This window comes from Spirosoma aureum (assembly GCF_011604685.1).
Classification (GTDB): domain Bacteria; phylum Bacteroidota; class Bacteroidia; order Cytophagales; family Spirosomataceae; genus Spirosoma; species Spirosoma aureum.
Genome location: NZ_CP050063.1, coordinates 7,870,838 through 7,883,187, shown reverse-complemented (window position 1 = coordinate 7,883,187; position 12,350 = coordinate 7,870,838). Strand labels below are relative to the sequence as shown.

10 protein-coding genes are annotated in these 12,350 nt (G+C 48.0%); 4 read left to right on the top strand and 6 right to left on the bottom strand.

Features of this window, described 5'->3' with window-relative positions; all coding sequences use genetic code 11:
- The first annotated feature begins 29 nt into the window (after positions 1-29).
- The 4 genes from guaA to G8759_RS31670 all read left to right on the top strand — a co-directional run bounded on the left by guaA (position 30) and on the right by G8759_RS31670 (position 6,170).
- Positions 30-1,562 carry a glutamine-hydrolyzing GMP synthase gene (guaA, locus tag G8759_RS31685; RefSeq protein ID WP_167217186.1) on the top strand — a complete coding sequence of 511 codons (1,533 nt, stop codon included), beginning with the start codon at positions 30-32 and terminating at the stop codon, positions 1,560-1,562.
- Between the two features lie 230 nt (positions 1,563-1,792).
- Positions 1,793-4,150: a TonB-dependent receptor gene (locus tag G8759_RS31680; RefSeq protein WP_167217184.1), complete on the top strand. Its 2,358-nt coding sequence runs from the start codon at positions 1,793-1,795 to the stop codon at positions 4,148-4,150.
- Between the two features lie 182 nt (positions 4,151-4,332).
- On the top strand, positions 4,333-5,487 hold the full coding sequence (locus G8759_RS31675) for a PepSY-associated TM helix domain-containing protein (RefSeq protein ID WP_167217182.1): 1,155 nt from the start codon (positions 4,333-4,335) through the stop codon (positions 5,485-5,487).
- Positions 5,488-5,624: 137 nt separating this feature from the next.
- Positions 5,625-6,170: a DUF2911 domain-containing protein gene (locus G8759_RS31670; protein ID WP_197933060.1), complete on the top strand. Its 546-nt coding sequence runs from the start codon at positions 5,625-5,627 to the stop codon at positions 6,168-6,170.
- Positions 6,171-6,241: 71 nt separating this feature from the next.
- Here the strand turns inward: G8759_RS31670 and G8759_RS31665 are convergent, their stop codons facing one another.
- The 6 genes from G8759_RS31665 to G8759_RS31640 form a co-directional block, all read right to left on the bottom strand.
- A complete protein-coding gene (locus G8759_RS31665; protein ID WP_167217180.1) occupies positions 6,242-7,852 on the bottom strand; it encodes an FAD-binding protein in 1,611 nt (536 codons plus the stop codon).
- 29 nt (positions 7,853-7,881) lie between these two features.
- Positions 7,882-8,247: a hypothetical protein gene (locus tag G8759_RS31660; RefSeq protein WP_167217178.1), complete on the bottom strand. Its 366-nt coding sequence runs from the start codon at positions 8,245-8,247 to the stop codon at positions 7,882-7,884.
- A gap of 233 nt (positions 8,248-8,480) precedes the next feature.
- Positions 8,481-8,837, bottom strand: a complete 357-nt coding sequence (locus G8759_RS31655; protein ID WP_167217176.1) for a YtxH domain-containing protein — start codon at positions 8,835-8,837, stop codon at positions 8,481-8,483.
- 280 nt (positions 8,838-9,117) lie between these two features.
- The gene (glmM, locus tag G8759_RS31650) at positions 9,118-10,512 is read right to left on the bottom strand and encodes a phosphoglucosamine mutase (protein WP_167217173.1); all 1,395 of its coding nucleotides are present in this window, start codon (positions 10,510-10,512) and stop codon (positions 9,118-9,120) included.
- Between the two features lie 125 nt (positions 10,513-10,637).
- Positions 10,638-11,468, bottom strand: a complete 831-nt coding sequence (locus G8759_RS31645) for a transglutaminase family protein (RefSeq protein WP_167217171.1) — start codon at positions 11,466-11,468, stop codon at positions 10,638-10,640.
- An 87-nt stretch (positions 11,469-11,555) separates the two neighbouring features.
- Positions 11,556-12,296, bottom strand: a complete 741-nt coding sequence (locus tag G8759_RS31640; protein WP_162390018.1) for a peptidase — start codon at positions 12,294-12,296, stop codon at positions 11,556-11,558.
- Positions 12,297-12,350: the final 54 nt, after the last annotated feature.

Here is a 12,350-nt window from a genome sequence, read left to right as displayed (position 1 = left end):
CTCTAACTTTGCATTTTAGAGACCCATCCATGGCCACTGAGCAGATTCTGATTCTGGATTTTGGTTCACAGTACACCCAACTTATTGCCCGCCGGGTGCGCGAACTGAACGTTTATTGCGAAATCCATCCGTACAATCACATTCCAACGATTACCTCTGACGTTAAGGGCATCATTCTTTCGGGGAGTCCATCATCCGTCCGCGACGCTGATGCACCCGAAGTTCACCTGGCAGCTTTTCGGCATAAACTACCCATTCTGGGCGTATGCTACGGAGCTCAACTACTGGCTCATACGAGCGGAGGTGAGGTGAAGGCATCGGCCATTCGGGAATATGGCCGGGCTAAACTTGGTACTGTCAACAACGATAGTCCATTGCTGAGAGGTATCGACCAGCACTCACAGGTCTGGATGTCGCATGCCGACACGATCACGAGTGTTCCCGATAATTTCAAGATCATTGCATCGACCGATACCGTTCGGGTTGCCGCTTTTCAGGTGGAAGGCGAACCAACGTACGGTATTCAGTTTCACCCCGAAGTGACGCATTCGCTTCAGGGAAAAACGCTCCTCCACAACTTTGTCGTCGATATCTGCGGCTGTGCACAGGACTGGACATCGGAATCGTTCGTCGAAGCAACGGTTGCCCAGTTGAAACAGAAAATTGGTGACGACAAAGTCGTGCTGGGGCTGTCGGGTGGCGTCGATTCGTCGGTAGCCGCCGTCCTCATTCACCAGGCTATCGGCAAGAATCTGTATTGCATTTTTGTTGATAACGGTGTCCTGCGCAAAGATGAGTTCTCCGGCGTATTGGAGTCCTATAAAACGCTGGGACTGAACGTGAAAGGTGTTGATGCAAAAGAGCAATTCTATACGGCACTCACTGGATTGACCGATCCTGAAGCAAAGCGTAAAGCCATCGGCAAAACATTTATCGATGTATTTGACCACGAAGCACACCTCATTGAGGGCGTGTCGTGGTTGGGACAGGGAACAATCTACCCCGATGTCATTGAATCGGTATCGGTAAAAGGCCCTTCAGCAACGATCAAATCGCACCATAATGTGGGTGGTTTACCCGACTTTATGAAGCTGAAAGTGGTTGAACCACTCAATACATTGTTTAAAGACGAAGTGCGGTCGGTCGGCCGGACGCTTGGCCTTCCCGAAGCTATTCTGGGACGTCATCCATTTCCCGGTCCCGGACTGGCTATCCGTATTCTGGGCGATATCACCCCCGAGAAAGTAGACATCTTACAGCAGGTCGATGCGCTGTTTATCGACGGTCTGAAGCGTGAAGGTTTATATGACAAAGTTTGGCAGGCAGGTGCTATGCTGTTGCCGGTTCAATCGGTTGGGGTTATGGGCGACGAACGCACTTACGAACGCGTAGTAGCTCTTCGTGCCGTAACGAGCGTAGACGGGATGACCGCAGACTGGGCACATTTGCCTTACGAGTTTCTGGCCGATGTCTCCAACGAAATTATCAATCGGGTTAAAGGGGTAAATCGTGTTGTTTATGACATCTCCTCGAAACCACCCGCAACGATCGAATGGGAGTAAATAAAGCTCATGAATTGCGATTTTCTAAACATGAAAATGCCCGACGCTGGAGCGTCGGGCATTTTCATGTTTAAGGTCTATTAACGAAGCGAAAAACGAATAAAATAGTACAATATAAAGTATTTTATTGATTTTACGGGAAAAATCAACTCTTATATCGAATCAGTATTTAGGTTTGTAATTAAGAATTAGTCTAAATAAATATGAATTGCAACCTATATAAAACACAAATGCCCTCACTGATCCTGTGGTCATTGTGGCTGAGTCTGTTAAATCTTCCTCTTTTTGCCCAATCAACTTCGGGTACCATTGCCGGACGCATTGTGTCGGCAACAGCCCAGCCGCTTAGCGAGGTTACGGTCCGTTTATCGAATTCACGAATCGGAACGACAACAAACGAGCAGGGCGAATTTACGCTCAATAATGTGCCCGCAGGTACGCAATCAATCGTTGTTAGCCGGATTGGCCATTCACGCAACCGCCAGACAGTGACTGTGTCGGCAGGTGAAACCACGCGGTTAGCCGACTTCGTACTTCCTGAAACTACCGAAACGTTGCAGGAAGTGACGGTAGAGGGTAAAAACTCCTACAAGACTGATATTCCGTCGAATAGCCTTCGAGTGAAAACGCCCCTGCTCGAATTGCCCCAGAATGTTCAGGTGGTTAACCGCCAGTTGATTGCTGATCAGCAGATTTTCGACATGCTCGAAGGCGTTTCCCGCAATGTAAGTGGCGTTACACGGCAGGAGCACTGGGATAACTACGCCCGGCTAAACATGCGCGGTTCGCGGGTTTCGCCGTTCCGGAATGGCATGAATGTTTCATCGACCTGGGGACCGCTGGCCGAAGATATGTCGATGGTTGAACGGATTGAATTTGTGAAAGGACCAGCTGGATTTATGATGGCCAATGGTGAACCGAGTGGTTTTTATAACATCGTAACGAAGAAACCAACCGGCGTCACAAAAGGCGAAGTGAACCTGACAACGGGCAGTTTTGATACTTACCGTGCTACACTTGATCTGGACGGAAAACTTAGCCAGGACGGTAGTCTGCTATACCGGCTGAACGTAATGGGCCAGTCAAAAGGGTCATTCCGCGATTTTGAGTATAACAACCGGTATACAATAGCCCCCGTTGTTAAATATAAATTGAGTGACCAGACATCCATCACGGCCGAATACACCTATCAGTATTCACAGATGTCGGTGATTGGCTCGGCCTACATATTTTCGGCAAATGGTTATGGCGCTTTTCCGCGGACGCTCTCAACGGCTTCTGCCAACCTTGATCCGACAACGATTCATGATCATAGCTCTTTCCTGATTCTGGAGCATCAGCTTAGCCCAAACTGGAAACTGACCGGTCAATTGGCGTACTTCAATTATTCGCAGGTCGGTAGTTCGCTCTGGGCTGATTCGACAAAAGCAAATGGCGATATTTATCGGAATGTCAGCATTTGGGATGCGGCCAATGAAGGGAAATTTGCGCAGATCTTCGTCAATGGTGATGTTACGACGGGAGCCATTACGCACCGTATTCTGGCTGGGCTGGATCTGGGTAATAAAAAATACATTGCCGACTGGAATCAAACGTTCCCGTTATACGATAGCTCGTTTGTATTCAACGGAAATAAGCCAAACTATTATTTGCCTTCACAACTGTTGCCAACGTTTGATCGTTCGCAAAGCCTGCGTAATCGGGCGGGTGCCAATGTGCTGAGTCAGTCATACAGCGGTTTGTATTTGCAGGATGAGCTGCGTTTCTGGCAGGACAAAATCCGCCTGACCCTGGCTGGCCGTCTGACAACTGCCCGCGATAGTCAGTATGGTGAGGGTACCGATGAAACCGTATTTACACCCCGGGTAGGAGCCAGTGTTTCGCTGAACAAACAGACGTCGGTTTATGCACTCTACGATCAGGCGTTTGTGCCACAGGCGGGTGTTGACCGCATGGGTAATGCTTTTAAACCAATAACGGGCAATAACACCGAAATCGGTCTGAAGAAAGATTGGGCCGATGGTCGCTGGAACTCGACGATTTCGGCCTATACAATCACCAAGAATAATGTACTGACCACCGATCCTACGAATCCGAATTACTCCATTCAGTTAGGAGCGACGAAAACCAGTGGTATTGAGTTCGACCTGCGTGGTGAATTAGTGCCAGGCCTGAACCTGATAGCTAACTATGCCTATACGGATTCGAAAATCACCAAAGATACCAAATCCGAAAATGTTGGTTTGCCGGTTCCCGGCTATAGCAGACATGTAACAAATGCCTGGCTCTCGTATCGTGTACGTCAGGGCGCTGTGCAGGGGCTGGGTGTTTCACTCGGTTACCAGTGGCAGCTTGATCGATATGGCTGGTTTTCGGATGCTGTCGATAAAAACCCGACCATGCCAAACACGTTTCAGGCCGACGGGGCCATATCATGGCAGAACAACCGTTTTAACATAGCTCTGAATGTGAACAATCTGTTCGATGCATACATCTATTCGGGCGCTTATTATTCGTGGAGTAAATCGTATTACTGGCAGGCGCAGGCTCCCCGCAATTTCCGCCTGAGTATGGGTTTTAAATTCTAATAGTATTCAGTGACGATTTGGCGCAGACAGAGGCTTGGGGCGAAGCCATGCTGTTTGCGCCAAAAACGTGAACCTTATCTAAGCGTAGTATCTTTTTTGGCGTCGAACCGTGCTACGGTTATAAACTATGACACGGTTCGAGCCCAGAAAGATACTACATCTAACGACTGACTAAGCCGACGATGACAGTAAAAAAACTGGTTGGAACGATTCACCTTTGGCTTGGGCTCGCGTCCGGGCTAATTGTCTTTGTTATTAGCCTGACGGGCTGTGTGCTGGCTTTTGAACAGGAAATAAAAAACGCTACTCAGCCCTATCGTTTTGTTGAACCGCCGAAAGACGGCCAATTGCTTTCGCCTTCTGTATTGAAAGCGAAAGCTGAGGCTGTGTTGCCCGGTAAAGTGGCAAACGGTGTTTTATACGAAGAGACAGGACGGAGTGCTACGGTTGGCTTTTATAATGCTGATCCGGAATTCTATTACGTCGTTTACCTGAATCCCTTTTCGGGGGAAGTGCTGAAGGTTTGGGACGAAGATGAAGATTTCTTTCATTTCATCCTGCATGGGCATTATTATTTATGGTTGCCCGAAAAAATTGGCCAGCCTGTAGTGGCCTCGGCTACGCTTATTTTTCTTCTGTTACTGATCTCTGGGTTGGTGCTTTGGTGGCCTAAAAACAAAAGTGCGGCTAAACAGCGATTCAGCATTAAATGGAATGCAGCCTGGCGCCGGAAGAACTACGATTTGCACAATGTGTTGGGCTTTTACATGCTGGCTGTTGGAATGATCTTTGCCATAACCGGCCTGGTGTGGGGTTTTCAGTGGTTTTCAACACTGGTATATCGGACAACTGGTGGTACGGGCTCAGTTGAATACATCATTCCACCTTCTGATTCGACAGTAGCCCCTGGCGTATCGTCGGCCGCAACGGTGGTAGATAAAATCTGGCTAAAACTCCGACGGGAAAATCCAGCGCTGCAAGGCATTAATCTGTCATTTCCCAAAACTCCCGGCGAATCAATTTTTTCATACGTCAATTATCGGCCTGGTACGTACTACAAGGTTGATTACCATTATTATGACCAACACACACTAAAGGAGTTATCGGTCGACAGCCCCTACACTGGTAACTATGCCGACGTGAATCTGGCAAAGAAGTTGAAACGGATGAATTATGATATTCATGTTGGTGCCATTTGGGGATTACCTGGTAAGATTCTGGCGTTTTGTGCCAGTATGGTCTGCGCCAGCCTACCCATAACGGGAACCCTGATCTGGTGGGGCCGACGGACCAAAAAGCGCCCTGTTAGCCGTGCCGTAGCCCGATCGATGGCTTGATGGGTTTTCGCAGATAGGACCCAATAGCTTATTCTGAACTTGTTTCTGCGAGAAGCGTAAAAAACTAGTTGTATCAATAAGGTTTTAGGGGAAAGATTTCTCAACTTTAGGCATTAATCCTAACATCTTTTATTACAATGAGAACTAAACACATTAGCCGGGTAATTACGCTAACGTTAGCCGGCGTATTAATGACAATGATGACATGGGCTCAAGGAGACAAGGCGAACCGGCCTAGTCCACCGGCTACAGCCAGTGGGAAAATTAAAGATGCTACCATCACCATCAATTATAGTAGCCCTTCGGTGAAAGGTCGCCAGGTTTGGGACCCTAGTGGTACGCTTGCTCCTTATGGAAAAGTGTGGCGGGCCGGAGCCAATGAAGCGACTATCTTCGAGACGGACAAAGACATCAAGGTCGAAGGAAAAACACTGCCTGCCGGAAAATATAGCCTATTTGCCATTCCTGATCAAAAAGAATGGAAAATCATCTTTAATTCTCAAACGGGTCAGTGGGGTATCAAACGGGGTGGAGAGGCCAATCGCGATCCGGCCAATGACGTATTGACCGTATCTGTAAAGCCAGCCACGGCGCCCATGACGGAACGGCTGGTGTATAATGTAACCGGCAAAGGAGTTGTTCTGAAATGGGAAACGGTTGAGGTGCCCATTGCTATTCAGTAAGCGACACGTGTAAAGAGCGATTCCCCAGGTTCATAGAGTTTTAAAACTTTATGAGCCTGGGGAATCGCTCTTTACACAATTGGTTCATCGACGACTTCCTGGTCCAGCCCACATTTTTCCATAAATTCATTGGTGAATACGGCCCGCGTCGGAGAGTCAAGGAGTTGATTCCGGGCCGTTAGCCACGCATCAACGGCGGCATCACCGTACTGCCGACGAATACGGGAGCCATCAAGATTGAAATTGACCTTTCCCCAATGCTGGGTGTAGGGAATGCCCAACGCATCGAGCCGATTCCAGGCGCGTTCCAGAAATTGACGCGTCAATTCAGATTCAATACCGTCGAGCTCCAGTACGCAGGTGATCGGAAAGCGTGTAAAGCCCAGGGTTGCCGGGGTTTTCTTTACCCATCGCAGGCCCATAATACCCGGAAAAGCGGATTCTGCATTCAGCGCAACGACTTCCTCCAATACACGCGGACTGTCTTTCGCATCAACACCGATAGCGGCACTGGAGGCTTTTCCCCGAATATTCGTATTCCCGAAAAAATCACTCATGGTACCAACCCAGCCATCAGTATCCTCCAATGCCTGTGGATAAAGCATATTGACGAGCGTAGGCACAAGTTTTCGGGGAGTAAGCTTATCCAATAGCGTTTGGATTAAGCCCATCGTATCATCGCCGTATGTAAAACCTGGTTTGAGTGGGGGAGGTGTTGCCCCAGCGGGTTTTGTGTGGTGTTTATACAAAATCCTGACGAACGGCCCCCGCGTCGGGTCGGTCCCGGTCAGGTCGAACTGATGCGGATTGACAATAAGCTGGAAATGATAGGGTTTGGCGTCGGGCGTTGGCGGTGGGAGGTTCAGTGCGTTGGTAATACCCGAAAAATCACAGTCGGTCATGGCTTTTTTGAGGGCGCTGGTATAGGGTACACTCTTCGCACTATATGACTTTAACCAGAACAGGGCTTCGATTTCGAGCATAATGCCATGAATGAAGCCAAATGAACCAAAACTAACTATGGCTGCATTGAACAGATTATCATCACGTATTACCTCAGTTACGTCAAGCAAGTCAAGGAAGGGTTGACCCGCTACTGGATACGACGCCCGTTCCAGCCAGATGTGTTTGTCGGGGCCGCACACGATATGTAGGCCCACGATGGTATCGTGCACGGCCCCAAAGTCGAACGCTGCGCCGTGGGTACCGGTTGATGTGGCTCCGGCAACAGTCTGCCCATTGCTGGCTCCCGATGCGCGGATCGACTTATTGCGAGCCTCAAGGAGTTGTTCCAAAATGTGGATCGTAGTGCCGCATTCAGTAAAAAACAGGTTATCCGCCGATTTGCCTGCCTGCAGATAGGCGGGTGCAACCGATGTATTTCGGATGGCAAAGGTTTGCATCAGCGCGTCGGTATCGATCATACCGCCATTAGTAACACCAACTTTAGCGAACGACCAGTTTTTGCCAATAGCCCGTAAACGACTATTATTCTCGATGGCGTGTTTGATGAGCCACTGAAAATTAGCGGTCGTTTGCCGATATTCAGATTTGCTATCGGGTAAACCACTGGGAATGGTCAGCTTAAAAGACGTGTCGGGTGTAAGGGGTTGCGTAAAGTTTTCATGGCGATTGGTCAGTTCTGAAACCACCAATTGCTGAAGGCCATTCGGTAAGCTCATGGTGCCGACGGGTTAAAGGTGGAAAAGATTTAGATCGAATCGGTTGGGGGTACGTAGGGTGCACAGCACCATCGTACGTGCCGTTTATTAACAACACCGAGCGTAACGGTCGATAAGAGATAATGCGCAAATGTAGATTTGACCGTTACGCCGTTGAGATGATTGAACCGGCGGTCGCAGGGAGGAGTGATATCGGTTGGTTGCTTTAATCCCCAGAAATAGGCAGTGGTAGTTTGCTGGGTATAGGTAACATTAGCTGGTGTGTTGCAGTCCGGCTCCGTCGTCACACGAGTGGTTATGCAACCAGGCAGGAGCGGAGAAACGAATAGCAAACCCAGCCCCAGTAATAGACCACGGATTCGACTAAGAAAAATAGAAGGTAGGTCTGATTTCATGGTAAAGTAGCTCAATATCATGCATTAGTCGGGAAGGAACAAAATAGTATAACACACTAGTTAACTCATTGAGGGAACGGTAAATACACAGGAAAGGGTCAAGACCTTCGCCATATTGACGAAGGTCTTGACCCTTTCCTCTTTAATAGTGAGTGTATAACCAGGCTAACGAGGTAGACTAGGACATCATCCGTAATCGTAATGACTCATAGCCCAGCTAATCAATTCTGATGTTAGCTGATTTTAAGCGCATCTTCGGCATTATTGATGCCAGATTTTGCTGCGTCGGCTACATCATCTACTTTGTTATTATAGGTATTTTTTGCCCGCTCTTTGTTATAGCTCGATTGGACTTCATTCTTGTAGTGGTCCACTTTTTTCTCCGCCTGGTTAGCATACCGATCAACCTTGTTTTCAGCGTTTCCAACCAAACTATCGATCTGTGATTTGACCTGAGCAACACCCTCATCCCACTGATCCTGTAAGTCATTGACACGCTGAGTCAATTGATCGCGGGTTTCTTTACCACTACGGGGAGCCGTCAGATAACCAATGGCCAGGCCTGCTAATACTCCTTTAAGAAAACTCATAATCTTAGTTGTGTTTAAATTCGTTCTGGGATAGCTTATATACGTTAAAAAGTATGCCAGAGTGTTTTGAAGAAGAGCATAGTTCTGATAAACAGTATATTATGGGTAGGTTGGTGCCATTTGTGAGACTTTTAACGAAAACGAATGAGTAGTTTATTCCACAAGATAGTAGTTGTTAATGGGCGCAAAAGTGTGGCTGAGTTACATACTGACGTACAAAAAAAAGCCGGTTCGCTGCAGACGAGCAGGAACCGGCGGCTATTCGTATATAAGCGACTAGTTATCGTTTTTCGGCAATCACTTCACGAATGTCGTCAATGATTTTACCAGCCAGATGATCGGCAGTGGCAAGGGTATCCGATTCGGAGTAGATACGGATGATTGGTTCTGTATTTGACTTCCGCAGGTGAACCCACTCTTTGTCGAACTCGATCTTAACGCCATCGATGGTGTTGATTGGATTCCGGGCGTATTTAGCCTGAATCCGATCCAGCACGGCATCAACATCAATATCGGGTGTCAGTTCAATTTTGTTTTTGGAAATGTAATAATTCGGGTAGGTCCGTCGCAGCATAGAAGCTGACTTTCCCGACTTGGCCAGATGGGTCAGAAACAGCGCAATGCCAACCAGAGCATCGCGACCGTAATGAAGGTCAGGATAGATAATGCCGCCGTTGCCTTCACCGCCAATGACCGCGTCTTTCGCTTTCATCATCTCAACCACGTTAACCTCGCCAACCGCTGACGCAAAATGCTGTCCGCCGTATTTTTGGGTCACGTCGCGTAGCGCTATCGTGCTCGACAAATTTGACACGGTATTGCCAGGCTTGTTTTTCAGGACATAATCTGAAACGGCAACCAGCGTATATTCTTCGCCAAACGGCGAACCATCTTCACAAATCAGGGCAAGCCGGTCAACGTCAGGATCGACCACAATACCGAGGTCCGTATTCCCTTTCTCCATCTCCTTGATTATATCGCGTAGATTTTCAGGTAAGGGTTCGGGATTATGAGCAAAATTGCCCGTCGGTTCGCAGTGTAATTTGGCGATTTTTTCTACACCCAGGGCTTCCAGCAGCATCGGTACCGCCAGGCCACCCGTGGAGTTAACCGCATCGACAATAACCCTGAAATTACGGGCTGCAATGGCAGCACGATCTACCAAGGGCAAGGCCAAGATCAGGTCAATATGTTTTTGAAGCCAGCTCGTATCGGTTTGATATTTACCTAATTTACGCGCTTCCGCAAAATCAAATGATTCAGCTTCCGCAATAGAAAGTACTTCGGCTCCATCCGTTGCTGAAATAAATTCACCGGCTTCATTCAGAAGTTTAAGGGCATTCCATTGTATAGGATTATGGCTGGCCGTTAAGATGATGCCACCCGCAGCCCCTTCGGCCGTTACGGCAAGTTCAACAGTAGGAGTCGTTGACAGACCAAGGTCGATCACATGCAAACCCAGGCCCTGTAAAGTAGCCGCTACCAGCTTCGATACCATTTCACCCGAAAGCCGTCCATCGCGGCCAATCACAACAGTTTGTTTCTCAGGGTTGCGTTGCCGAAGCCACTGCCCGAAAGCAGCCGCAAATTTAACCACATCCAAGGGCGTCAGTCCGTCTCCGCTGCGCCCCCCAATCGTTCCTCGTATCCCGGAAATAGACTTAATTAATGCCACGTGAAGGGTCTGATAAAAATTCTGATAAGTCTGCAAAGATAGGTTGCAGGGCGTAAGGGGCAAGGGGTAAGGGCTTAAGCGCAAAAAAACTTTGTGACGTAAGCTCCATACCGAGTCTTAAATGGTTATGCAAATAATAACTCCGATCGTAAAGTAGAATTAGCCCGCCCTATAAATGTTCCACTGATAGGGGCTGCCAATTCTGGTTTGGCCGTTGATGTCAGAAATATATGCCGGTTCACAACAAGTGACCCTTCGGTTGGATCGAAGCCCCGCCAGCCAGCGCCGGGCAGATATACCTCAACCCAGGCGTGTAGCTGATGCTCCTGTTGTGGATTTCCGAACAAATACCCACTCACAAAACGAGCCGCAATACCAAGACTCCGGCAAGCAGCCATGAACAACGTAGTATAATCGCGACAGGAGCCCTTGCGTAGCGTAAGCGTTTGCTCAGGCGGAAATGGCGACCCTACTTCGCGAATTTCATACGTAAACTCCCGAATGGTTTGATTCAGGGCGATTAGAAAACCCGTTGTCTGCCAGCCCGATTTAGCTGCGATCTGTTTGGCCCAGTCTTCAATTCGATGTGTGACACCAACGCGCTCTAAATAAGGTTGCAACAAATCCTGTTCATATTTGGGATAGCGAAACGGCACACGCTGGGTTTCAAACGGAAAAAGCACAAAGTCGAACGAGTTAAACTCGTCTGACTGAAGTTTCATCTCGGCCGTAACCATCAGGCGGTTAGTCGGATGGTTAAAATAGGCTAATTGTTGTACGTTGCCTTCTACATCAATGTTCCGCACAATCCGCGACGGTTTAGGGTCGATTATCAGGCTATAGTCCAGCATTTGCTGGTAAGGATAGGTCCGGGGGTATAGATACAGCGTTTGCGGGCCGAGTGCAACAGGAATATCATAGTTGTATTCAGATTCGTGCCGAACGTGAAGAAGCATGGTTTAGAATGATGAAGTAAAAATAATGAATCGATAAGACTGGTTCTATTAAGAATTCATCATTTACACTTCATCATTTAGAATTGGTTATACATTTTTAACCGAACGTACTTTCTCAAAGATTGGGTCCATCCAGTAGGTCGGTAATTTGCGGACAGAGTTACTAAGAAGCGCGCTCCACTGGTGCGACACTTCATCCATGTCTTCTTTTTCGAGCCGGTATTCGGTCATGTGAAAACTGTCTTTGGGGTAAATGACGACATCTAATGGATAATCGACATCGTTGGCGCTGACTCGGGTGGCATCGAAGGCGAGAAAGCCAATTTTTAACGCTTCGGGTAGGCTGGTTTCGTAAGATAAATTTCTGAATAACAGTGGCTTGCCGTATCCAGAGTTGCCGATTATCTTAAATGGTGATCCCTGATCTACCTCTACCCAGTTTCCCTCAGGATACAACAGAAAGAGCTTATGTTCTTCGTCGTCTTCCAATTGGCCGCCAACAATGGCGTTTAAATTGAAATTTAAACCGCTGGCCGTAATGGATTCTTTATCTTCCTGAGCCACACGCTTAACCTGTTCACCAAAGGCATTTACTGCCTTATACAGCTTGTTGAACGAGCGATCTCGTTCAGAAATCACTTCTTTAAAATACGTAATAGCCTTGTCGCGTACTGACCGCAGGCCCGACGTCATGATAAACAACGAGTGATTTTCGACTTCGTGAACCGAAATTTTTCGATTAGACGATACTTCGGTGCCAGAGGTCAACCGTCTGTCGGCAATGGCCACTAAGCCCGACGCGACTTTAATTCCTAAACAATACGTCATTCTGTACAGTGGGAAATCAGGAGCATCCACTCCGGGTGTAAACCCAACAAATAT